Source organism: Streptomyces sp. NPDC057743 (assembly GCF_042798755.1).
Classification (GTDB): Bacteria; Actinomycetota; Actinomycetes; order Streptomycetales; family Streptomycetaceae; genus Streptomyces.
The window spans coordinates 21,616-43,852 of sequence record NZ_JBHVJX010000033.1 but is presented as its reverse complement, the minus strand read 5'-3'; the positions used below and the strand labels follow the sequence as shown (position 1 = coordinate 43,852).

The 22,237-nt window shown below is 71.3% G+C and carries 27 protein-coding genes; 12 read left to right on the top strand and 15 right to left on the bottom strand.

Annotated features, from left to right (window positions below; genetic code table 11):
* Complete coding sequence (gene rpmG / locus ACFVFQ_RS30050) at positions 1-165, bottom strand: 50S ribosomal protein L33 (protein WP_383422034.1); 165 nt, start codon at positions 163-165, stop codon at positions 1-3.
* A gap of 74 nt (positions 166-239) precedes the next feature.
* On the opposite strand from rpmG, the gene rpmB reads away from it, so the two are divergent.
* The 3 genes from rpmB (at position 240) to tatA (ending at position 1,113) form a co-directional block, all read left to right on the top strand.
* Positions 240-476, top strand: a complete 237-nt coding sequence (gene rpmB, locus ACFVFQ_RS30045; RefSeq protein ID WP_383422032.1) for a 50S ribosomal protein L28 — start codon at positions 240-242, stop codon at positions 474-476.
* Positions 476-781: a 30S ribosomal protein S14 gene (rpsN, locus tag ACFVFQ_RS30040; RefSeq protein WP_383422030.1), complete on the top strand. Its 306-nt coding sequence runs from the start codon at positions 476-478 to the stop codon at positions 779-781. Before rpmB ends, rpsN begins: the two co-directional genes overlap by 1 nt.
* 110 nt (positions 782-891) lie before the next feature.
* Positions 892-1,113, top strand: coding sequence for a Sec-independent protein translocase subunit TatA (gene tatA / locus ACFVFQ_RS30035; protein ID WP_383422028.1), 222 nt, complete (start codon positions 892-894; stop codon positions 1,111-1,113).
* 19 nt (positions 1,114-1,132) lie between these two features.
* Here tatA and ACFVFQ_RS30030 read toward each other — a convergent pair whose 3' ends face one another.
* From ACFVFQ_RS30030 to ACFVFQ_RS29995, 8 genes are all read right to left on the bottom strand, one after another.
* Entirely contained in the window at positions 1,133-1,978 is an 846-nt protein-coding gene (locus ACFVFQ_RS30030) for a nitrilase-related carbon-nitrogen hydrolase (protein ID WP_383422026.1), read from the bottom strand.
* Between the two features lie 334 nt (positions 1,979-2,312).
* Positions 2,313-2,876 carry a chaplin gene (locus tag ACFVFQ_RS30025; protein WP_383422024.1) on the bottom strand — a complete coding sequence of 188 codons (564 nt, stop codon included), beginning with the start codon at positions 2,874-2,876 and terminating at the stop codon, positions 2,313-2,315.
* Between the two features lie 140 nt (positions 2,877-3,016).
* Complete coding sequence (locus ACFVFQ_RS30020) at positions 3,017-3,424, bottom strand: rodlin (RefSeq protein WP_383422022.1); 408 nt, start codon at positions 3,422-3,424, stop codon at positions 3,017-3,019.
* Positions 3,425-3,812: 388 nt separating this feature from the next.
* Entirely contained in the window at positions 3,813-4,223 is a 411-nt protein-coding gene (locus ACFVFQ_RS30015; protein ID WP_383422020.1) for a rodlin, read from the bottom strand.
* 291 nt (positions 4,224-4,514) lie between these two features.
* Positions 4,515-4,814: a hypothetical protein gene (locus tag ACFVFQ_RS30010; protein ID WP_383422018.1), complete on the bottom strand. Its 300-nt coding sequence runs from the start codon at positions 4,812-4,814 to the stop codon at positions 4,515-4,517.
* A gap of 271 nt (positions 4,815-5,085) precedes the next feature.
* Positions 5,086-5,319, bottom strand: a complete 234-nt coding sequence (locus ACFVFQ_RS30005) for a chaplin (protein WP_383422016.1) — start codon at positions 5,317-5,319, stop codon at positions 5,086-5,088.
* Positions 5,320-5,680: 361 nt separating this feature from the next.
* On the bottom strand, positions 5,681-6,091 hold the full coding sequence (locus tag ACFVFQ_RS30000; RefSeq protein WP_383422014.1) for a rodlin: 411 nt from the start codon (positions 6,089-6,091) through the stop codon (positions 5,681-5,683).
* 250 nt (positions 6,092-6,341) lie between these two features.
* Positions 6,342-6,593 carry a chaplin gene (locus tag ACFVFQ_RS29995; RefSeq protein WP_383422012.1) on the bottom strand — a complete coding sequence of 84 codons (252 nt, stop codon included), beginning with the start codon at positions 6,591-6,593 and terminating at the stop codon, positions 6,342-6,344.
* A 337-nt stretch (positions 6,594-6,930) separates the two neighbouring features.
* Between ACFVFQ_RS29995 and ACFVFQ_RS29990 the strand changes: the two genes are divergently transcribed.
* From ACFVFQ_RS29990 to ACFVFQ_RS29975, 4 genes are all read left to right on the top strand, one after another.
* Complete coding sequence (locus ACFVFQ_RS29990) at positions 6,931-8,610, top strand: bifunctional 3'-5' exonuclease/DNA polymerase (RefSeq protein WP_383422010.1); 1,680 nt, start codon at positions 6,931-6,933, stop codon at positions 8,608-8,610.
* Positions 8,611-8,617: 7 nt separating this feature from the next.
* A complete protein-coding gene (locus ACFVFQ_RS29985) occupies positions 8,618-9,046 on the top strand; it encodes an alpha/beta hydrolase (RefSeq protein ID WP_383422008.1) in 429 nt (142 codons plus the stop codon).
* Positions 9,047-9,117: 71 nt separating this feature from the next.
* Positions 9,118-9,954: a DeoR/GlpR family DNA-binding transcription regulator gene (locus ACFVFQ_RS29980; protein ID WP_383422006.1), complete on the top strand. Its 837-nt coding sequence runs from the start codon at positions 9,118-9,120 to the stop codon at positions 9,952-9,954.
* On the top strand, positions 9,951-10,406 hold the full coding sequence (locus tag ACFVFQ_RS29975; protein WP_383422004.1) for a RidA family protein: 456 nt from the start codon (positions 9,951-9,953) through the stop codon (positions 10,404-10,406). The genes ACFVFQ_RS29980 and ACFVFQ_RS29975 overlap by 4 nt, the downstream gene beginning before the upstream one ends.
* Positions 10,407-10,438: 32 nt before the next feature.
* On the opposite strand, the gene ACFVFQ_RS29970 is transcribed toward ACFVFQ_RS29975, so the two are convergent.
* The 5 genes from ACFVFQ_RS29970 to ACFVFQ_RS29950 all read right to left on the bottom strand — a co-directional run bounded on the left by ACFVFQ_RS29970 (position 10,439) and on the right by ACFVFQ_RS29950 (position 15,669).
* On the bottom strand, positions 10,439-11,266 hold the full coding sequence (locus ACFVFQ_RS29970; RefSeq protein WP_383422002.1) for an arylamine N-acetyltransferase: 828 nt from the start codon (positions 11,264-11,266) through the stop codon (positions 10,439-10,441).
* A 172-nt stretch (positions 11,267-11,438) separates the two neighbouring features.
* Positions 11,439-12,686, bottom strand: coding sequence for an acyltransferase family protein (locus ACFVFQ_RS29965; RefSeq protein WP_383422000.1), 1,248 nt, complete (start codon positions 12,684-12,686; stop codon positions 11,439-11,441).
* A gap of 340 nt (positions 12,687-13,026) precedes the next feature.
* Positions 13,027-13,935: a glycerophosphodiester phosphodiesterase gene (locus tag ACFVFQ_RS29960; RefSeq protein WP_383421998.1), complete on the bottom strand. Its 909-nt coding sequence runs from the start codon at positions 13,933-13,935 to the stop codon at positions 13,027-13,029.
* 219 nt (positions 13,936-14,154) lie between these two features.
* A complete protein-coding gene (locus tag ACFVFQ_RS29955; protein WP_383421996.1) occupies positions 14,155-14,796 on the bottom strand; it encodes an LmbU family transcriptional regulator in 642 nt (213 codons plus the stop codon).
* A 171-nt stretch (positions 14,797-14,967) separates the two neighbouring features.
* Positions 14,968-15,669, bottom strand: coding sequence for a response regulator (locus tag ACFVFQ_RS29950; RefSeq protein WP_383421994.1), 702 nt, complete (start codon positions 15,667-15,669; stop codon positions 14,968-14,970).
* A gap of 163 nt (positions 15,670-15,832) precedes the next feature.
* On the opposite strand from ACFVFQ_RS29950, the gene ACFVFQ_RS29945 reads away from it, so the two are divergent.
* Positions 15,833-16,069, top strand: coding sequence for a hypothetical protein (locus tag ACFVFQ_RS29945; protein WP_383421993.1), 237 nt, complete (start codon positions 15,833-15,835; stop codon positions 16,067-16,069).
* Here the strand turns inward: ACFVFQ_RS29945 and ACFVFQ_RS29940 are convergent.
* A complete protein-coding gene (locus tag ACFVFQ_RS29940; protein WP_383421992.1) occupies positions 15,982-17,889 on the bottom strand; it encodes a BTAD domain-containing putative transcriptional regulator in 1,908 nt (635 codons plus the stop codon). The genes ACFVFQ_RS29945 and ACFVFQ_RS29940 overlap by 88 nt on opposite strands.
* A gap of 409 nt (positions 17,890-18,298) precedes the next feature.
* On the opposite strand from ACFVFQ_RS29940, the gene ACFVFQ_RS29935 reads away from it, so the two are divergent.
* The 4 genes from ACFVFQ_RS29935 (at position 18,299) to ACFVFQ_RS29920 (ending at position 22,236) form a co-directional block, all read left to right on the top strand.
* Positions 18,299-18,841 carry an LmbU family transcriptional regulator gene (locus ACFVFQ_RS29935; RefSeq protein WP_383422108.1) on the top strand — a complete coding sequence of 181 codons (543 nt, stop codon included), beginning with the start codon at positions 18,299-18,301 and terminating at the stop codon, positions 18,839-18,841.
* Between the two features lie 61 nt (positions 18,842-18,902).
* Entirely contained in the window at positions 18,903-19,436 is a 534-nt protein-coding gene (locus tag ACFVFQ_RS29930) for a PH domain-containing protein (protein WP_383421990.1), read from the top strand.
* The gene (locus tag ACFVFQ_RS29925) at positions 19,433-21,007 is read left to right on the top strand and encodes a PH domain-containing protein (RefSeq protein WP_383421988.1); all 1,575 of its coding nucleotides are present in this window, start codon (positions 19,433-19,435) and stop codon (positions 21,005-21,007) included. The genes ACFVFQ_RS29930 and ACFVFQ_RS29925 overlap by 4 nt, the downstream gene beginning before the upstream one ends.
* A gap of 212 nt (positions 21,008-21,219) precedes the next feature.
* Positions 21,220-22,236: an aldo/keto reductase gene (locus ACFVFQ_RS29920; RefSeq protein ID WP_383421986.1), complete on the top strand. Its 1,017-nt coding sequence runs from the start codon at positions 21,220-21,222 to the stop codon at positions 22,234-22,236.
* Position 22,237: the final 1 nt, after the last annotated feature.

The window sequence follows — 22,237 nt, the reverse complement described above, 5'->3', positions numbered from 1 at the left end:
TCAGCGCTCCTCTCGGAAGGTGACGTGCCGACCGACGACCGGGTCGTACTTGCGCAGGTGCAGGCGGTCGGGGTCGTTACGGCGGTTCTTGCGGGTCACGTAGGTGTAGCCGGTGCCGGCGGTGGACCGGAGCTTGACGACCGGGCGTAGTTCGTTGCGGGCCATGCCGGGTAGTATACGTAAATGGTTTCCATTTTCAATAAGGCCGCAGAGGCCCCGACCACCGGAGGCACCGCACCGTGTCCGCCCACTGCCAACTGACCGGCCGCAAGCCGGGCTTCGGCAAGACCGTCTCGCACTCGCACCGGCGCACCCCGCGCCGCTTCGACCCCAACGTCCACCGCAAGCGCTACTGGCTCCCGAGCGAGGGCCGCCACGTCCGGCTGACCCTGAGCACCAAGGGGATCAAGACCGTCGACGCGATCGGCATCGAGGCCGCCGTCGCCCGCATCCGCGCCCGAGGGGAAAAGGTCTGATGGCCAAGAAGAGCAAGATCGCCAAGAACGAGCAGCGCCGCGCCACGGTCGCCCGCTACGCCGCCCGCCGGGCCGTCCTCAAGGCCGTCATCCGCGACCCGCGCGCCTCCGACGAGGAGCGCCTCGCGGCCCAACAGGAGCTCGCCCGCCAGCCGCGGGACGCCAGCGCCACCCGGGTCCGCAACCGCGACAGCGTCGACGGCCGCCCGCGCGGCTACTTCCGCGCCTTCGGCCTCTCCCGGGTCAACCTGCGCGACCAGGCCCACAAGGGCTATCTGCCGGGCGTCACCAAGTCCAGCTGGTAGCCGTCGCCCGGCCGTCCGTCCCCGGGTGCGACCCCTGGGGCGGACGGCCGGGACGCTCGGGTCATACTGGACAGACCTCCGCAGGCACCCCGACGAAAGCGAGAGCGCCCATGCTGCGCAACGCCCTGGAGCCTTGGCACCTCATCCTGATCGTGGTCGCCCTCGTCCTGGTCTTCGGATCCAAGAAGCTCCCCGACATGGCGCGCGGCCTCGGCCGCTCGATGCGCATCCTCAAGTCGGAGGCCAAGGCCCTCAAGGACGAGCGCACCGCCGAGGCCACCACCCCGGCCGCCGCTCCCGCCGCCCCCAACGAGCAGCCCGCCGGCCGCTAACCGGGCCGGCCCCGGCCGCTCAGCTGTCGCCGCCCTCGTCGATCAGCCGCCGCACCTCGCGGTCGACCAGCCCCAGCTGAGCCTCCGCGACCAGCGGCACCGCGCGCCGCTGCCGCCGCGCCTCGGACGGATCGATCTCCACGGTGACCAGCGCCGGCTCCCACTTGGGCGCCTGCGCCACCACCGCACCCCGCGGGTCCACCACCCGCGAGCCGCCCCAGAACGCGGCGCCGTGCTCGTTGCCGACCCGGTTGACGAAGACCACCCAGCACTGCAACATCCGCGCCGTATAGGACAGCAGGGTGTCCCAGTACAGCCCGGTGTCCATCGCCTCCGGGTCCAGGCTCGCCGCGCTGTTGGTCGGCACGAACAGCACCTCGGCCCCGTCCTGCACCGCCAGCCACGGCAGCACCGGCTGCCAGGCGTCGTTGCACACCAGCGTCGCCCCCCGCCCCCTGTTCGGCGACTTCGCCAGGTCGTACGCGCGCAGCGACTGCCCCGGGCTGACGTGCTTGCGCTCCTCCCAGGCCAGGTAGTTGGGCAGGTAGAGCTTGCGGTGCGCATGCAACAGCGCACCGTCCCCGTAGTACGCCGAGGTGTTGTACGCGCGCAGACTGGTGTGCTCGTGGAAGCCGACCAGCACGTCCGGCCCCAAGGTGCTCAGCTCCCGCAACCGGGGATCGCTCACCTCGACGGACTCGTCCCGCTTCAACGCCCCCAAGTGGTAGCCGTGCAGGCTGAGTTCGGGGAAGACCACGAGATCCGCGCCGTGCGCCGCAGCCTGCTCGATCTGCTCCCGAGCGATCCGGAGGTTCTCCGGCACGTCCCCCAGCACGCAGTCCGTCTGCGCCAGCGCGATGAGCATGGCCCCACTCCCCCTAGATTAATTACGTCTCATAGGCTTTACGGCCTTTCTCCGGATTCTTCCCCAAAGATCCCGTTAAGACGCATCCCACCAACGAGCGAAAGAACGATCCTTCCCGTGCCGAGCGCCGATATCACGCGTTGATCCGCTCGATCCGTCGTGCCCCCGGGCGGCTTCCAGCCGCAGCGTCGCCCGGCAGCGCCGCGCGACGGCCACGGTCGGGCCACCGGCGCGCACGGCGCCGCCCTGACCGGGAAGCCGGTCGAGCGGCCCACCGCATCCGCTCGGCCGGCCACCGGCCCCCAAGGACACCGTCGGCCCCTGGGGCCGTCGCTCACACCCGACGCTTACGGGCCCGGCGCAGCAGCATCGCCCCGCCGAGCAGCAGCCCGCCGCCCGCACCGGCCGCCAGCCCCAGCCGCTCCGCCCCGCTGGACGCCAGCAGCGCCTCCCCCGCCGACTTCCCGGCCCGCGCCACCTCGCCCACCCGCGGGTCGTGCCCGGGACGGGCCTGCGCGGCCTGCTGGGCGCCCCGCGCGGGCGGGGCCGGCCGGGGCTTGTGGTGCGGCTCCGGAGCGGTCCGGTGCGGCGCCGCAGGGGCCCCGTGCGCCGCGACCGGCGCCGGTGGCGGCGGGGCGGCCATCGGCGGCCGGGGCGCCGAACCGTTCCCGCACCCGTTGCCCATGGCGGGGTTCAACAACCCCACCCCGTCAACCGAGTTGCCGCACGCGTTCACCGGCGCGTTCAGCTCCACCTTGACGCTGTTCCCGGACAGCACGCCGGGCGAGTCCGCGGCACCCCCCGCCGCGCCGGTGTCCGCGAACACCGGACCGGCGCCCGCCCCCAGCACCGTTGATGCCGCCGCAACGAGCACGCATGTCTTCAGGCTCTGTCGCATGTCTCCTCACTCCGCAGTCCTCAGCGGCGGGCGTCGCGCCCGCACCCCCCGTGGTGCTCGCACGACCGGGCGGCCGGCAGCGCACGCGCCCGCCGACCGCCCGGTACCGCAAGCGGTGCATCGGCCGAGGCCGATGGCCGTCAGTGGTTCTTGACCCCGTTGGCCGAGAGGACCGGGATGTCGTCCAGGATGTGCGACAGCGGCTCGTCACCCTTGGCCTGCGTCGAGTTCTCGGCGCACTGCTGGTTCTGCGGCGCCGACAGGATCGGGATGTCCTGTACGCCGACGTTGACCAGAGCGATCAGGGACTGGACGTCAGCCTTGATCGGAATGCCGAGGCAGAGGTCGTTCAGGGTGCCGCTGACCAGCCCGAGCTGGGTGCTGAGCTTGCCGTGCGTCGTCGAGTTGCCGTAGATGGACTTCGACCCGTTGCCGTTGACCGTGGAGGTGCCGTCCTGGTTGCCGACCGCCAGGGCCTCTGGAGCCGCCGCGGCCGAAATTCCGACGAGCGACGCCGCGATCGTCGCGGCCGCCATCATCTTCTTCATCGCGCTAAACCCTTCAGGAGAAGGAACTCCCGGATACGGGAGCCCTGTTTGAACAACAGGCCACAGGCGCCCGAGTTCTGCACCATCACCCGAATAGATGGCGATCCGATCCAGAAAGGGCCCACAGCACACCACGGGGTCCGGGAAACCATGAGAAGGCTTCCCGGACCCTGTGCTCATTTCCGGCCGCCATGCCAATGCCCTGGCAACCCCATCAATCTCGCAAGGGCATTGGCATGCGTCCCTCCACACACCATTCCTAACGATTAGCCGGGGTCGACAGCGGTCACGGGCGAATAACAATTCCCGGGCCGGGCGGGCGGTAAAAATGAAAAACCCGGGCCGTCCGGAAAGGAATTCCGGACGGCCCGGGGCGCCACTGGTCGGGTCAGTGGTTCTTGACTCCGTTGCCCGAGAGGATCGGGATGTCGTCCAGGATGTGCGACAGCGGCTCGTCGCCCTTGGCCTGGGTGGAGTTCTCGGTGCACTGCTGGTTCTGCGGCGCCGACAGGATCGGGATGTCCTGGATGCCGACGTTGACCAGAGCCAGGATGGACTGGATGTCCGCCTTGACCGGCAGGCCGATGCAGGGCTTGTTGAGCGAGCCCTGGATCAGGCCGATCTGCGGGCTCATGTAACCGTAGGTGGTGGAGTTCCCGTAGATCTGCTTGGCACCATTTCCGTTGACGGACGACGTGCCGTGCTGGTTACCCGTGGCCATCGCCTGGGGAGCGGCGGCTGCGGCTACCCCGACAATGGACGCAGCCGCGGCTGCGGTTGCCAGAGCCTTCTTGATCATTGTCGATCCTTCGTGTTTCGGGATGCCCTTGGGCCGGGCAATCTGACCAACTCACAAGGGCGCATTTGGTTGTGCTCATTCACTCAAATGAGCTGGCGTCCTGACCTTTTCTTGTCCGATCAGGTACCCCGTCCGGAAAACGCACGGCCGTGATCCACCATCCGGACCGCCCAACCAACCGTCGATAACGGTTAGTTGGCACGTTTACGGTCCGGCGGCTGAGGCTTCACACGGCCGCGCCGAATTCCCCGGGCGATCCCGTGGGACAGAGAAATACGCTGCGCTGACCCGCTACTTGCCGAGCGGCAGACCGCCCAGCAGCGGGACCTCCTTGGTGGCCCCCGTGGCGCCACTAAGAAGCTGCTTGGGGTGCCCGACGGTCTTCTCCGCACCCCGGACGGTGTCGACCACCGGCGTGATCTGGCGGCTGTCCAACTGCTTGTTGCTCAACGCGTCCATCAGCCCACCGTTGAGGCTCATGTTCGGGGAGGCCATGTTGTGCGAACCGGCGTCGGCAGCGAAAGCGGGCACCGCCGCGCCCAGCGCCATGACGGAACCGGCAACAGCCGCGGCAGACTTCGCGTACTTCACTTCCAACTGTCCCTTCTGGTGCGGTGCTCGATGGGATCGCGACACCTCGTGCCGCGCGAGCAATCACTTCGCTGCTCGGATCACCGCTTTCCATCTGACTAACGAGCGCCGTCGCCCGGAGAAACTCATGTGTTCCGATTCCTCGGGTACCCCGACAGAAAACGGCCGGGCCGTCGGAGACGTGGCCACAAAGGGCCGGAAGTCGTCGGCCCCGACGCGCGGCGAAGGCGAGCCGGGGCCAGTCACAACGACACGGCTCGAATTTCTTCGGTCAGTGGTTGAGGCAGTTGTTGCCGAACGCCGGGTTCAGCAGACCGATGATGTCGATGGTGTTGCCGCACAGGTTGATCGGGAGGTGGATCGGGACCTGGATGGCGTTGCCCGAGATGACACCCGGGGAGCCCTTGGCACCGCCCGCGGCACCCGCGTCGGCGAATGCCGGCGCAGCGGCGCCCACCGCCATGAGCGTGCCGGCAGTGACGGCTGCGACCTTTGCGTACTTCACTTTCAGCCCTTCCTGCAGCGGGGTCCGAAGCGCACACGACCGTCGTGTCGCACGGGCGCGGATCTGCCGCCCGTAACTCCGCCGCCGATATTGGTAACGATTTCTCCTCGCCGACGAAACTCTCACGGAGAAGTTTTCGGAGGAATCGCCCGAATGCCGCAGTGGCATTCCTTGGAACCTCCCGCGCATACAACGCGGAAACAACACCGCCGTTCGAACGGACGAGGCACCCGCCGAATACGAATTCCTACCGATAAGGGAAACGCGAATTACCGGCCCTGCGATTCGTAACGCGGTGCCGCAGGCCCGAGGCTGTCCGGGCGCGATGGCCGGCGGTCCGGGCCTGCGACGGGTGGTCGGCTCAGTGGTTGCCGACGCCGTTGGCCGAGAGGACCGGGATGTCGTCCAGGATGTGCGACAGCGGCTCGTCACCCTTGGCCTGGGTGGAGTTCTCGGTGCACTGCTGGTTCTGCGGCGCCGACAGGATCGGGATGTCCTGTACGCCGACGTTGACCAGAGCGATCAGGGACTGGACGTCAGCCTTGATCGGAATGCCGAGGCAGAGCTTGTTCAGCGTCCCGGAGATGAGCTCCAGTTGCGGGCTCATCTTGCCGCGCGTGGTGGAGTTGCCAAACGCGCTCGTGGAGCCGTTGCCGTTGACCGTGGAGGTGCCGTGGTGGTTACCCGTGGCCATCGCCGGGGGGGCGACCGTCGCGGAGATGCCGACCATGGAAGCGGCTACTGTCGTTGTGGCCAGGATCTTCTTGAACACTGTTGACCCTTCTGGAAGCGGAGTGCCCGTATCCGGAGCGCACTGGTCAACTCGCTTCTGAGGATGCGGTTTCGCGGATTCACCCTAATGCCGCGCAACCATAGACACATATCACTGCATTAGGGCGGCAACGGCCGTGCGCGACAAGGGTTGTGGTGCACAGGATTTCGCAAGTCCCCTGCGCGGTACGGGAATTAGGCATATGAAAGGCCCGCCCCTGTCGGGACGGGCCTCAAGTGCCATTCGGCACTTACTTGTTGATGCAGGTGTTGCCGAAGGCCGGGTTGAGCAGGCCGATGATGTTGATGGAGTTGCCGCACACGTTGACCGGGAGGTGGATCGGCACCTGGATGACGTTGCCGGAGATCACACCGGGCGAACCCACGGAACCACCAGCGGCGTTGGCACCCCCGTGGTCGTGGGCGCTGGCCATACCGGCCCCTCCCACGACGGCGATGCCCGCGGCGGCGGACAGGACGACGGCCTTGGAGACAAACTTCACGGTGAACCTCTTCACTGAGCAGCATTCAGGTTTCTGTGCGCGCCGCCTGGAGCGACAAGCAGTTCAACGCAACAAAGCGGGCAAAAGTAGCGGGCCAAACGGGTGATGGTTGATCACAACTGCCGTACGGGAAGCCCGTGGTGGCCGCGGCGGGGTTCGTGGGGTGCGGGGCGGCCGGCCGTTGGGGGGGCGGCGGTCCTCGTCCCGCCATCGTGGCACGTCGGGGCTCGTTTGCCGGCGATTGTCCGTGTCCGGGTGCGCACGGAGCGTCGTGCGGGGCGGGAGGCGGGGGCGCGGGGCGGGGGCGTTGTCAGACCCTCCTGGGAGACTCGGGGGCATGAGATGGGCGGTAGCGGAGACGGGCGACGGGGGTGCGCGTCTCTGCCCGCTCGCCCAGGACGGGCGGCCGGCGGGGCCGGTGGTGCGGGAGCCCTCGCTGGCCGAGGCGGTGCGGTCGCGGCCCGAGGTCGAGCGGTGGGTGTGGCGGTCCACGGGCGAGATCTACCGGCGGCTGCTGGCGGCCGGCGTCCGGGTCGAGCGGTGCTACGACGTGGAGGCCGCCGAGGCGCTGTTGATCGGCCACGAGGAGGGGCAGTCGGGTCAGCCGCGCTCGCTGGCGGCCGCCTGGGCGCGGCTGCACGGCCTGCCGGTGCCGGCGGACGCGCCCGCGCGGGCCGCGGAGACCCAGCCCTCGCTCTTCGAGCCCGGTCCGGTGCCGCTGCCGTCCGGCACCGACGAGTTCGGCGCGCTACTGGAGGTCTACGCCGGCCAGTTGGCCCGTACGGCGCGGGCCGAGCACCCGGACCGGATGCGGCTGCTGCTGGCCTCCGAGTCGGCGGGGATGCTGGTCGCCACCGAGATGTCCCGGACCGGGATCCCCTGGCGGGCGGACGTGCACCGCGCGCTGCTGGACGACCTGCTCGGCGAGCGGTTTCCCGGCGGGCTGGAGCCGCGCCGCATGGCGGAGCTGGCCGACGAGGTGTCGCGAGCCTTCGGGGATGGCGTGCGGGTCCGGCCCGACCTGGCGGGCGACATCATCCGCGCCTTCGCCGGCGCCGGGATCGCGCTGTCGTCGACCCGGAAGTGGGAGCTCCAACGGATCGACCACCCGGCCGTGGCCCCGTTGCTGGCGTACAAGACGCTCTACCGCCTCTACACCGCCCACGGCTGGTCCTGGCTCCAACAGTGGGTGCACGACGGCCGGTTCCGCCCCGAGTACCTCCCCGGTGGCACGGTCTCCGGGCGCTGGACGACCAACGGCGGCGGCGCCCTCCAGATCCCCAAGGTGGTCCGGCGGGCGGTGCGCGCCGACCCGGGGTGGCGCCTGGTGGTCGCCGACGTGGACCAGATGGAGCCGCGGGTGCTGGCCGCGGTCTCCCGCGACCGGGGCCTGATGGAGGTCGCCGGCACCGGCGCGGACCTCTACGCGGATCTGGCCGCCCGCGCCTTCGGCGGCGACCGCGAGCAGGCCAAGTTGGCGCTGCTGGGCGCCATTTACGGCCAGACGTCCGGCGACGCCCTGACGCACCTGGCCGATCTGCGCCGTCGCTACCCGGCCGCGGTGGCCTACGTCGACGAGGCGGCCCGGGCCGGCGAGGAGGGCCGCCTGGTGCGCACCTGGCTGGGCCGCACCTGCCCGCCCGTCTCGATGGCGCCGCCCGACGAGGCCGGCCTGCCCCAGGAGGAGGAGCGGCCCGGCGGCCACGGCGGCACCTCGGCGACCCGCGCCCGCGGCCGCTTCACCCGCAACTTCGTGGTGCAGGGCAGCGCCGCCGACTGGGCGCTGCTGGTGCTGGGCGCGCTGCGCCACGCGATGGCCCGCGCGAACCTCCGGGCCGAACTGGTGTTCTTTCAGCACGACGAGGTGATCGTGCACTGCCCCGAGGACGAGGCCGCCACGGTCGCCGAGGCCATCGCGACGGCGGCCGCCACCGCGGGCCGGATCGCCTTCGGGCCGACGCCGGTACGGTTCCCGTTCACCACGGCGGTGGTGGAGTGCTATGCGGATGCCAAGTGAGGGGCATGTGGCGCCTGTTGTCGAGTGTTGTGTCCGTCTGGCGTGGCGGCACTACCTCCCCGAGGGCGCGTTCCCCGAGGACGGGTCCGCCGAGCGGGCCGCGCCACAGGCGTACGCCGCACCGGCCCGGGCCACCGACCTGTCCGGCCTGCCGCCGGCGTACGTCCTGGTGTGCGACCTGGACCCGCTCCGCGAGGCGGGGCTGGCGTACGCGGGGCGCCTGATGGGCGCCGGGGTGCCGGTCACGGTCCGCAAGGTGCCCGGTGCCTGGTACGGCTTCGCGCTCCACGCCCCCGAGACGCGGCTCGCGGCGGAGGTGACGGCCCACTGGGCGGGGCATCTGCGGGCGGCGCTGCACGGGCACTTCCAGGGTCTGTCCGATGGGTCGGGGTCGGGCAGGCCGGGGAGCCGGGACCGCGGTCGCCAGGGCCGGTGACGCCCTAAACTCGCCGGGTAGGGAGCCGTCCGCAGGCGGACGGCCGCCATCCGAGCCGCGAAGGGACAGCGTTGACCGACACCGAAGGGGCCGACGCCCCGGTCGCGAGCGAGGCGCCGGTCACCAAGCTGAGCCCCAAGGACCGCCGCAAGCGGATCACCGACCGGGTGCTGGCCGAGGGCCAGGTGACCATCGAGGACCTGGTCCAGGAGCTCGGCGTCAGCCAGATGACGGTGCACCGCGATCTGGACGCGCTGGAGCACCAGGGTTGGCTGCGCAAGGTGCGCGGCGGGGCCACGGCCACCCCCAGCGCGCTCTTCGAGTCCACCGCGCGCTGGCGCGGCAACGAGCAGGTGGCGGCGAAGGAGGCGATCTGCGCGGCCGCGCTGGCGATGGCCGAACCGGGCCAGGCGGTGATCATCGACGACTCCAGTACGGCGCTGCCGCTGGCCCGTTCGCTCTCCGCGCGCGGCGCGTTCACCGTGATCACCAACTCCCTCCAGGTCATCAACGAGCTGGCGGAGGAGCCGGACATCCGGGTCATCGCGCTGGGCGGCGAGTACCACGCGGCGTTCAACGCCTTCCTGGGTATGTCCACCGCCGACATCGCCCGCAGCTTCCGCGCGGACATCGCCTTCCTGTCCACCTCGGCGGTCGACAACGGCCACTGCTACCACCAGGCGCAGGAGAACGTCCTGGTCAAGCGCGCGCTGATGGCCGCCGCCCGGCGCAAGGTGCTGCTCGTGGACCACTCCAAGTTCGGCCGTCAGGCGCTCTACGAGCTGGCGCCGCTGGCCGACTTCGATCTCGTCATCTCCGATGAACACCTTCCCCAGGAGGAGCGGGACGCGCTTCAATCCCTGGGAGTGCGATACGAGTTGGCGACGGAGGGGAGTCGGCGGGGATGAGCGCGGACGAGGGGCGGGGCACCGCCGAGGGGCCCGGGGGCGCGGGGAGCGCCGACCTGGCGCGGATCAATCCGCCGCACCTCGCGCCACCGACCGGATTCAGCCACGCGGTCCGTGTCGCCGCCCCGGGCACCCTGGTCTTCCTCGCCGGGCAGACCGCCCTCGACGGCGCCGGCCGGATCGTCGGGGACGGCATCGTCGAGCAGTTCGAGCGGGCGCTGGGCAACCTCCTCGACGCGGCGGCCGCCGCCGGGGCCGGCCCGTCCGACCTGGTCAAGCTCACCGTCTTCGCGGTGGACGTGGCCGACTACCGCCGGCACGTCAAGGAGCTCGGCCGGGTGTGGAAGCGCCTGGTCGGCACGGACTTCCCGGCCATGGCCGTGATCGGCGCCAGCCGGCTGTGGGACGAGCCGGCCCTGGTGGAGATCGAGGGCATCGCGGTGGTGCGCTAGGGCGCTTCTGACGGCTCGCGGCCCGGTCCCGTTCACTGCTGGTACGTCGCCACCAGGGCCTTGGCGTCCGCCGGGGCGAGCGTGATCCCGAAGTCGCTGGCCAGCAGGGCCGGGATCTCCTCGGGGGCGACCTCGCGCGCCTCGCGCGACCCGTCGGCGCCGACCCGGGTCAGCTCCCGGCCGACCAGCGTCCGACGCTGGTCGAGCCCCGGCTTCTGCACCACGATCTTGCCGGTGAACGGGGACCGCGGGTGGGTCGAGATGTAGTGGTTGAAGACGGCGTAGTCGACCGCGAAGCGCTGCTCGGTCCCGAAGGAGTACAGGTCAAACCAGCCGTCCTCGTGGCGCGAGCGCAGCACCCAGGACGCGGTCTCCTTCTCGTAGGCCAGGCCGAAGGTCCAGGCGCCCTGCCGCTCCTCGACACCGTCCCGCAGCGGGAGCGGCGCGAGCAGCGCCTCGCCGCCGAAGCCGACGTCGGTGATCCAGTCCTCGCCGTCCAGCTCCACCCGCAGCAGGGCGTGGGTGACCGGCCGCACGATGTCCTCGCCCATCCGGACCCGGGCGCCGAGCCCGGACACCCGGAAGCCGAGCCGCTCCAGCGCGGCCGCGTAGAGGAGGTTCTGCTCGTAGCAGTAGCCGCCGCGGCGCTGCCGGACCATCTTGGCCTGGAGGGAGTCCAGGTCGAGCAGGATCGGGCGGCCCAGCACGATCTCCAGGTTCTCGAAACCGATGGCGGCGCTGTGCGCGGCGTGCAGCTGCCGCAGCGTCGTCAGGTTCGGCCGGCGGTCGCCGTCGTAGCCGATGCGCGCCAGGTAGGCGTCCAGATCGAGCTGCTCACTGCCCCAGGTGGTGGCGGTCATGGTGCGCTCCCCGTTCGTCGTGGCCTGCCGGTGCAGGGCCGTCAAGGAGCATAGGAGGCGGCCCCGGCGGGGCGGATCGGCCGTCGGTACCAGGCCCGGCGGCGCGGGGACTAGGACCCGCGACCGACCAACCCGGGGCCGGCGGCGCGCCGCGGGCCGGTCCCGGCGTCCGTCACCGCCGCCCGCGCGCCCCGTCCGCCGGATCGGGCTTGAACGCCCAGTTCATCTTGGGCTCCATGGCGAACCGGAAGACCCGCCGCACCGGTGGGGTGCACAGCAGCGTGACGACCGTGCCCGCGAGCAGCGTCACCAGCAGCTGGCCCCACGGCGTGTGGATCCAGTGGTGGTGGTACCAGCCCCAAAAGCGCGACCCCTTGGCCAGGAAGCCGTGCAGCAGATAGCCGTAGAGGGTGCCGGCGCCCAGCACCGTGAACCACGTCCGGCGGCCCGGCACCCAGGCGAAGAAGCAGGCCACCAGCACCAGCGAGCAGCCAAACATGGCGAAGGTCATCACCGGGCCGCTCCACCAGGGGGCGCCCAACTCCTGTGCGCTGTCCCGGTGGTAGAACCAGGCGGCGTTCATCCGCGGCGCGGCCCAGTAGGCGAAGGCCAGCGCGGCGGCGGCGATCGGCAGCGCGGCGATCCGCACCGAGCGGCGGCGGACCAGCGCGAAGTGCTCCGGCCGCAGGTTGAGCCCCAGCACGAAGAACGGCAGGAACTGGAGCACCCGTTGGAGGTTGAGGTCGTCGCCGATCTCCGGCGAGAGGGACGCCAGGACCGCGAGGGTCAGCGCGAGCGGCAGCGGCCAGCGCACGATCCGCCACAGCGGGGTGGTCAGCCGCCAGATGAACAGCGCGACCAGGAACCACGTCAGGTACCAGGGCGACAGCAGGCTGATCGGGTATCCCGGATCGTCGTCCGCCCAGCGCTTGAAGAAGGTGTAGGCCACCTCGAAGAGCACGTACGGGACCGCGACGCCGGTGATCAGCCGCTGCAACCGGTCCTTGCGCAGGTCGAAACTGCGCGAGAAGTAGCCGGAGATGATGATGAACGCCGGCATGTGGAAGGCGTAGACGGTGAGGTAGAGCGCCGCCGCGGGCCGGCTGCCGTCGCGCAGCGGCTCCCAGGAGTGGCCCATCGCCACCAGCACGATGGCCAGGTACTTGGCGTTGTCGAAGAAGGCGTCGCGGGACAGGGCCCCGGCGCCGGCCGCCGCCTTGTCCGCGCGCCGCTCGGCCCGTCCACGGCCGCTTCCGTCCGTCGCCTCGGGGGACGCCCCGGTGGGCGGTGCGGCCACCGTGGGGAGGGTGGCCGTCGAGGTGACCGCGCCCTCCGCGCCCGGTGCGCGGTCCCCGTCCTTGGGCAGTTGGCGGGGCAGCGGGACCCGCCGCTCGCCGTACGCCGGAATCTCTTCGGTCAACGGTCCTCCCGGAACGCGTCTGCCCGGGGAACCGGACGCCGAGACGTGCCGGGCCCCGCAACGGAACCCAAAAGCCAAATCCGGCGTCTTAGTTGATTTACGGGGGTCGTGGCGTCGAACATCCCAGGCACCCTAGCCGCGGCGACGGAATCCCGTAAATCCCGCCCCGCCGTGCCCGCACTTCGCGCCGCGATACCGCATCACTCCGCCGTCGACCCGGGCAAAATGCCGCAAAATACGGGCGGGAGATTACACCCGCGGGACCGGGGCGAGCCGGCGCAACTCCGGCACGGAGGAAGGGATCCGGCAAGTCGCCGGCCGTGCGGTCCGCGCGCGGCGGTCAGTCGATGACGCCCTCGACGGCCCGGGTCCGGACCGCCCGCACGCTGGCGTCCGCGCCCACGTCCCAGGCGTAGATCTCCAACCGGCGGCCGTGCGGCCCGCGCAGCCGGTGCACGGCCCGCGCCCATCGCGAACTGACCTGGGACATCCGGGGGTTGATCTCGTCGGCGAAGCGGGCGTAGCGCCGCAGCTTGCCGATGGACGGCCGTCCCAGAATCCCCGTCCGCACCTGGGGCATCAGCTTGTGCACCCGCTTCACGCAGCGCACGCAGAAGCTCTGGATCACCAGCCGCTGACGGAGGTGGGCACCGTCCAGCCAGCCCCGCGCGCGCAGTTCACGCAGGGTCTGCGCCTCGATTCCCGGGTACTGCTCGGGCACCTTGAGCTCCAGCAACAGCCCCTGGTGATTGCGGTCGAGCCGGCGCAGGTAGTCGGTCAGCGTGGGCACCCGCACGCCGGCGAACCGCTTGCCGAACCACCTCCCGGCGTCCAGCCGCGCGATCTCGGCCGCGGTGAAGTCCCGCACCCGCCAGGGGGCGCGGTGCGGGAAGACCTTGGCGGCGTTGGTGGTGCGGTTCAGCGTGGTGTCGTGCATCACGATCAGGCGGCCGTCCTTGGTCCGCTGCACATCGTTCTCGACCCAGACCAGCCCCCGGCGGTGTGCCGCGTCGACGGCGGCGAGGGTGTTCTCCGGCGCGTACCGGGAGGCGCCCCGGTGGGCGATCACGAACGGGGTGCGGTGCCCGGCCCGGATGGTCACCACCGATCCGCCCCGGGTGGCCAGTTGTTGACGGCCCTCCGGCCCGGACGCCAGCGCGGACGACGCCATCGCCGCCGTCACCAGGAACGCCAGCGCGCCCGAGGCGAGCCGCCACCGCCGCCGGATACGCAACGCTCTGTGCACCACCGGGAGCCTCCTGTCGCTCGGCCACAGACGCCGCCACTGCCCTCTGCGTCAGCTATGCCCCCTCGGGCCGCTCGGAACAGCCCCGCCCACCGACCGTGCCCCCATCCGGGCGCCCCCGCCAGCGGAATCGGCCCCCGATGCCGCACGGCACCGCCCCCGTTCCGCCGTACGGGCAGATCAGGGACGGTGCCGTGGAGGTCGGTCGGGGCCGTGGCGGCGTTACTCCTTCAGGACCGCGGCGGCGGCGTAGTCGAGGATCGACATCGCCCAGCCCTGGAGGTCCTGGTCGGCGTCGGCCGCGGCCTGGGCCCAGCGCTGGCGCCGGTCCCGCGAGACGTTCACCTGGATTCGCAGGGTGATGCGCTCGGCGTCCTGGGCGACCAGGTCGTCGGGGCGGCCCTCGCGGGCGGCCTTGACGCGGGCGCGCAGGAAGTTCCTGGACCAGCTGAGCCGCTCCGCGCGATCCAGCCAGTAGTCCTGCTCGCTTTCCGGCAGGCTGGCGAGTTCGGCGTGGTGCTGGAAACTCAGTCCCGAACGGCGGCGCAGCGGCGAAAAGCGCCGGGCCACCCAGGCGTAGTTGCGCAGGGTCTGGTAATCGAGCTGGGTTTCCTCCACGGCCCGCTGGTAGCGGTCCGGATAGGCGGACCGGCCGTAGATGAGCCAGTCGCCGAGCCACCAGGCCGAGGAATCCGCGGCGACATAGAGCTGTTTGCCTATTCTTTGCCAATCGTCCAACGAAATGCCGGACGGCAATTCAAGCGTCGTGCGGCGCGCGGTGGCCTTCTCCGCGGACCTGGACAGCTTGCCCGCACCTTTCGGCGCGGCCGGCATCGTTGCACGGGAACGGGCCCGTACATGCATTTCCCCCATGATGAACTGCCTCTGTCGTGCTTGGTCAGTTGACGACTGATCGCAGGCACCACTATCCAGCCACGACCGGGCCCTGTCTATACCCGTTCTTTAACTTCCGGGGTTCCTTGACGCGTTCCGTAGAGCGCCTTCGCGACTTCCGTGCCAAGGGGCCCATTCCGCTCAGCGGTGGTCGTCCAGCTCGCCGGCGTCCTGCACCAACAGCGCCACCTGGACGCGGTTGTTGAGGCCGAGTTTGGTGAGGATGGCGGAGACATGCGTTTTGACCGTGGAAACGCCGAGGTAGAGAGCGGCGCCGATCTCCGCATTGGACTTTCCCTGGCCGACGCCGAGCGCCACCGCGCGCTCGCGGTCGTTGAGCAGCGCCAGGCGCTCGGCGGCCGCCCGGCGGCGCCGCGAGTGGTCCGGCGCCGAGACCACCTTCTCGATCAGCCGCTGGGTGACCGCCGGCGAGAGCACCGGCTGCCCCTGGGCCACCCGTCGGATGGCCGCGACGATCTCCGGCGGCGGGGTGTCCTTCAGCGCGAACCCCGCGGCGCCGGCGCGCAGCGCGCGCAGCACGTACTCATCGGCGTCGAACGTCGTCAGGACGAGGACCTCGGGGGCGTCGTCCAGGGCCCGCAGCGCCTCCGTGGCGGCCAGCCCGTCCATGACCGGCATCCGTACGTCCATCAGGACCACGTGCGGACGGTGCTGCCGGACCAGCCCGATCGCCTCGGCACCGTCGCCGGCCTCGGCGACGACGCGGAGGTCCGGGGCACCGCCCAGCATCACCGACAGGCCCGCGCGGACCAGCGGATCGTCATCGACGATCAGCACGTCGACCGTGGAGGAAGCCAGCGTGGCGGACTCGGCTGGGGTCATGCGGTCAGGGTAACCGGTGCCCCCTGCGCGGCCGGTCGGGACCGAAGTCGGTGGCCGGTGGGTACTTTGGTCGGCCGCGGTGCCCGGACGGCGGCACTTCGGTCGCCGCCCGGGGTACCGATGGCCGATCCGCCGGCCGGCCGCGGCCGCCTAGCGTGGCCGCATGGCAAAGCTGGTGCAGCTCCTCGGACTCTTCCTGGTCGTCGCCGGAATCAGCGGCACCGTCGACCAGTTGGCCACCCAACCCTTCCTGAGTCCGGTGCTCAACTTCGTCAACCGCTACGTCATCCCGCACATCGCGCCGCTCCAGGGCTACGAGATCATCTGCAACCTCTCGCTCTCGGTGCTCGGCTCGATCCTGGTGATCGTGGCTAATCGCGCGCAGACGGCGGTGCGTTGACGGGGAACCAGGCCCTTCGGCTTCCCCAGCCACTGCGCGTACGCGAGAATCAGGTTGTCCAAACGGAAGCGGTCGGCGGCCACTTCGTGCAGCAGGCCGGCGTCGACCAGGGCGCGCAGGCCGTACTGGCACTCCGCCCGGTCCAGGCCGCTGAGCGCGGTGGCCAGCGCCACCGTGACCAGGTGCGCGTCTTGCAGGCCGAGCGCCATGAGGACGTGCGCGGCCTCGGGCGGAAGCGCGGCGTAGGACCAGCCGATGACGGTGCTCAGCGAGGACTCCCGGTCGCCGGGCAGCTCCAGGAAGTCGACCGGGTCGCCGTCCTCGAAGCAGGCGAGCGCGTCGTCGGGCGAGGGCGCCACCTTGATCCGGGTCGCGGCGATGCGCAGCGCCAGCGGCATGCCGCCGCACGCGGCCACCAGCCGTTGCACGGCGGGGCGGTGGCGGGCGGTGAACGGCTCGCCCACGATCCGGCTGAACAGCCGCAGGCCGTCCTCCGCGCCGATCCCCTGGAGGGCGATCCGCCGCGCGCCGTCCCTGGCGATCAGCCCGGCGAGGCCGTTCCGGCTGGTGACGACCACCAGGGAGGACGGCGTGCCCGGGAGCAGTGCGCGGACCTGCTCGGCGCTGGCCGCGTTGTCCAGGACGATCAGCAGGCGGCGGTCGGCGACCAGGCTGCGGTAGGCCGCCCGGGCGTCGATGCTCTCGGACGGCGGGGGCTGGCCCATCGCCGCGACCAGGTGGCGGATGGCGGCCTCGGGCGTCTTCTGCTCCCGGGTGCCGACCGCGTGCAGATCGACGTGGAGTTGGCCGTCGGGGTAGCGGTGGGCGCTGGCGTGGGCGAAGCGGGTGGCCAGCGCGGTCTTGCCGACTCCGGGGCCGCCGGTGACCAACAGCAGGGTGGGCTCGGCGGCCGCCTCCTGTGCCAGCCGGTTGAGCCGCGCCAGCTCCGCGGTGCGACCGGTGAAACCCGGGACGTCCCGGACGAGTTGGGACAGCGCGCCCGGCGGGCGGCGGTCCGCGGCGGGCACCGGGGCCGGGGGCTCGGGCGCCGGCGCGGTGCCGGTCTCGCCGCGCAACACCTGCTCGTACAACGTCCGCAGTTGGGTGCCCGGCTCCATGCCCTGCTCCTCGACCAGCAGCTTGCGCAGGGCGTGGTACTCCCTGATCGCGTCGGCGTGCCAGCCGAGTTCGACGTAGGCGCGCATCAACAGGTAGCGCAGGCGCTCCCGTAGGGGGTGGTGGTGGACCAGCGCGGAGAGCTCGCCGACCAGGGCGACCGGGCGGCCCAGTTCCATCAGGAGCTCCGCGCGGTCCTCCAGCGCCAACAGCCGGACCTCGGCCAGCCGGGCGCGCTCGGCGTGCACGAAGGGGCCGATCGCGCCCTCGTACGGGGTGCCGCGCCACAGGGCCAACGCCCCCTCCAACTCCCGGACCGCCCGGGGCGCGGCCTGCTCGGCGCGCAGCGCCCGCGCGGTGGCGAGGGCGGTGCCGAACCGCTGGACGTCCACCCCCTCGGGCGCGACGCGCAGCGTGTAGCCGGAGCGGTCCGAGACCAGTAACTCCGGCTGGTCGCCGCCGTCCTTGGGCCGCAGGGAATTCCGCAGCCGCGAGACATAGGTGTAGACGCTGTTCACGGCCGTCGCCGGGGCGTTGTCGCCCCAGATCGCCTCCACCAACTCGTCACGGCTGACCGTGCGGTTGGCGTGCGTGGCGAGCACGGCGAAGATCGTCCGCTGGGTCGGCGACCCGAGCTCCAGATGGCTTCCGTCCCGTATCGCCCATACGGGGCCGAGCAGCGTTGCGGTCAGAGAGGCAGGCATGCGTTTCCCCCTCCTACTCCCCTCCGGCGTGATCATAGCCCAGCAATTAGCCGCGCTCCGGTGCACGCCCTTATCTACCGGCAGGACTTGGCACAAGCCGCGCGAATGGTGCGGGTTCGGTTCCTGATCCGGCCCGCGATCCGGTTTCCGTCCCGCCGGCGGGACGCCGAACTCCCCCGCCCCGCCCGCACCCGGCGCCGTCACAGCGGACTCAACCTGGGCGTTTGGAGGGCGTCCAGATCCCATCAAGGAGCCAGTGGTGGCCGCCGTGTTCTATTAACGCAATGCCACGCAGCGAGAGGCGGTGAGGGGAGTGCTCGATGGTGCTCTGCGTAAGTCGGTGAGCCCGGTCGTCGCGACCAAGGGGGACGACTCGCGAACCAACCTGACGGCGGCGCCGGGACGGGCGATGCGGAGGCGGACCGCCCTCTGCATCCCACGGGGGATGTCCCTCGATTCCTGGCGGAGCCTGGGCCGGCAGCTCCAGGAGATATCCAGTTCGTCCGCCTGGTGGCTCGGTGACTGGCTGCTCTACGGTCAGGCCGAATTCCCCAACCGCTACAAACACGCCATCGCGCAGACCTCGCTCGACTATCAGACGCTGCGCAACTACGCCTGGGTCGCCCGGCGTTTCGAACCGCACGAACGGCACGAGCGGTTGAGTTTCCAACACCACGCCGAGGTCGCCGGGTTGCCCCAGGAGGAGCGCGGGCAGTGGCTGGCCCGGGCCGCCGAACACGGCTGGTCCCGTAACGAACTGCGGCGCCAGGTAAGGGCCCAGAAGGAAATCACCGGCACCTCGCGCGCGGCCCAGTTGAAAATGAAGCCGGACGACGGTCAGCGCGAACTCTGGCAGGCCGCCGCGCTGCACACCGGAAAAGACCTGCTGACCTGGATCACCGCGGTTCTCGACGACGCCTCGAAATCCACCCCGGCCATCAACAGCGGCTGATACCGCGGTAATTCGCCCGACATCATCGCGTTTCCCGAGAAAGCCGGGGCACGATGGCGGCATGACTGGACTCAAGGTGCCGCCCCTGGCGCTTTCGGCCGGCGCCGGCGACCGTCAACTCCGCCCGCCCCGCCACCGCGTGGAGCGCCGGGCGGTGTGGTGGTGGACGATCCGGGTCGCCCTGTCGATGGTCGTGCTGGTCGGTGGCCTGGGGATCACCTACTGGCTGTGGGAGGCGTCCCGGACCTGGGTCGGTCCGGTGCTGGTCGCGGTGGCGGCCGCGCACGTGGTGACCGGCGCGGTGATGCCGAGTTGGCGTTACCGCGTGCACCGCTGGGAGTGCACCGACCTCGCCGTCTACGAGCTCAAGGGCTGGCTGGTGCGGGAGTGGCGGATCGTCCCGATCTCCCGCATCCAGAGCGTCGATGTGGCGCGCGGCCCGGTTCAGCAGTGGCTGGGCCTGGCCACCCTCCGGGTCGTCACCGCGTCGCACGAGGGCCACGTCAAGATCGTCGGCCTGGATGCGGACGTGGTGGCGGCCGCCGCCGCGGAGCTCACCGCGCTCACCCAGGCCACCCCGGGGGACGCGACATGACGACCGTGGACGCCCCGGAGCACGCCGCCCCCGCGCCCGGGCCGCCCGACTCCGAGGTGCCCTGGCAGCGCCTCAACGGCCGGCTGATCTGGGTCAATCTGGCGCGGCTGGTGCTCTCCACGCTGCCGACCGTGCTCTCGATGGTCTTCTTCGGCACCGGGCGGCACCTGTCGGACCTGTGGCCGGCGATGGTGGCGACCGGCATCGGCATGTTCCTCAGCGTCGCCGACGTGGTGCGGTGGCTGCGCACCCGTTACCGCATCACCGACGAGCTGGTGGAGATCAAGACGGGCCGGCTGGTGCGGGTCTACCGCCAGGTCCCGCGCGAGCGGATCCGGGCGGTGGACCACAAGGCCAAGCTGCGGCACCGGCTCGCCGGGCTGCGGGTGGTCGTCATCAGTTCCGGGCGGACCCGGCCCGCGCTCCGACTCGACGCCGTTTCCACGGACATGGCGGGCGCGCTGCGCCGCGAGCTGATGCCCGGCGGCGCGCCGGACGAGGCCGGGGACGAGGCCCAAGAGGGCGCGGCGCAGGAGACCGTGCTGGCCCGGGCGCGCTGGTACTGGATCTTCTACAACGTCATCAACATCTGGGGGATGCTCGTCGGCGGGCTGCTGTTGTGGAGCCTGGACGGGCTGCTGGACCTGGTCAACGTCGACCTCACCGGCGCCCTCGGGCACCTCATCGACCGCCTCGCCACCGGCCGCGCCGGCCGCTGGGCGCTGTGGGCCGCGGTGGTCGCCGTGCTCGGCTTCGCCGCCCTGGCCAGCGGCTTCGTCAAGGACAACTGGCACTTCCAACTCGTCCGCCGGGCAAAGGAGGACGGCACCTCGCTGGTCACCCGGCAGGGGCTGCTGTCGACCCGGGAGGTGCACCGCGACGACCGGCGGCTGCGCGGCATCCACCTGAGCGAGCCGCTGTTCTGGCGCTGGATCGGGCTCACCGAGACGGCCGTGATCGCCACCGGCCTGGCGAGCTGGTCGCTCACCAGCGAGCCGGCCAGCAGCATCCTGCCGCGCGGCCCGATCGCCGAGGCCCGGCGGGTGGCCTCCCTCGTACTGCCGGGCCCGGTACGGCCGTTGGAGCAGCCGCTGCGCCGCCATCCGCGCGCCGCGCTGTACCGGCGGCTGCTGTGGGCGGCGGTCTGCTGCGCCGCGCTCAGCGGCCTGTTGGCCTGGCTCGGCGCCACACACGTGGTGCCCGGGTGGCTCTGGACGCTCCCACTGTGGGCCGCGCCGCTGGCGGCCGCGCTGGCGGTGGTCGGCTACCGGACGCTGGGGCACACCCGCGCCGGCCGCTACCTCGTGCTGCGACACGGTGTGCTGCGCCGGGAGACCGCGGCGCTGTCGCGGGAGGCCGTGCTGGGTTTGAAGGTCCGCCAGTCGCTGGTGCAGCGGTGGTGGGGGCTGGTGAGCCTGGGCGTGCCGACCGCGGCCGGGCTGCGCTTCTACCAGGCACCGGACATGACGGTGAAACAGTTCATGACGCTCGCCGACGAGACCGCCCCGGAGCTGCTCGCCGAGTTTCTCCGGCCGGCGCCCGGACGCAATTCCACCGGGCCCGTCGAGTAATTCCCCGGCGACAACTCCCGTATCGCCGGGCGGATACGGAAAGATGCCAGGCGGCGTGGCTATCCCGGACCTCATTCGATGTGCGCCCTCTCGATGCGCGCCCGCTCGATGCGCGCCCGCTCGATGTGCGCCCTCTCGATGTGCGCCGCGGAAATCCCTCGGTTTCCCGGCCGCCCGAATCGTCGACACCGGATATTTGGAGTACGCAAAAGATGTGGGAGATCAAACTGGCGGACGGGTTTTCCGTGAGCGCCCTCGGCCTCGGCTGCAGTTCGATGTCCTACGGCTATGAGACCGGCCCGCGGGACGACGACGAATCCGTCCGGGTCATCCACCGGGCGCTGGATCTGGGCGTCACCCTCTTCGACACCGCCGATGTCTACGGACCGTTCACCAACGAGGAGTTGATCGGACGGGCGCTGCACGGGCGACGGGACCGGGCGGTGGTGGCGACCAAGTGCGGGATGGTCACCCGGCCCGACGGCCGGTTCCGGCGCGACGGCCGGCCGGAGCATCTGCGGCGGGCCTGCGACGCCTCGCTGCGGCGGCTGCGGACCGACACCATCGACCTGTACCAACTGCACCGCGTGGACCCGGCGGTGCCGCTCGCGGAGACCTGGGGCGCGCTGGGCGAACTGGTCACCGCGGGCAAGGTCCGGGCGCTGGGCATCTCGCACGCCACCCGCGCCGAACTGGACGAGATCCACGCGGTGTTCCCGCTCACCACGGTGCAGTACGAGCTGTCGGTGTGGGCGCCGGGGAGCAGGCGGGAGATCCTGCCGTGGTGTCGGCGCAACGGCGTGGGCTTCCTCGCCTTCGCGCCGATAGGGCGCGGGTTCCTCTCCGGCCGGGTCTCCCCCGAGCGTCTTGACGCGGGCGACTCCCGGGTCCGGGACCCGCGGTTCGGGGCGGAGGCGATGCGCGCCAACGAGGCGATCCTGGACGGCCTGCGCGAGATCGCCGCCCGCCACGACGCCACGCCCTCCCAAGTGGCCATCGCCTGGGCCCTCGCGCAGGGCCCGGACGTCGTCCCGATCCCCGGCACCCGGCACCTGCACTGGCTGGAGGAGAACGTGGCCGCGGCCCAACTGCGGCTCACCGCCGAGGAGCTGCACCGGCTCGACACCCTGCCGACGGCCGTCGGCGAGATGCACTGGGACCGCCTCCGGGAGGACCACCCGGGCCCCGCCGACGCCCCGGACGCCACCGACGCCCGGCCGGCGAACTAGG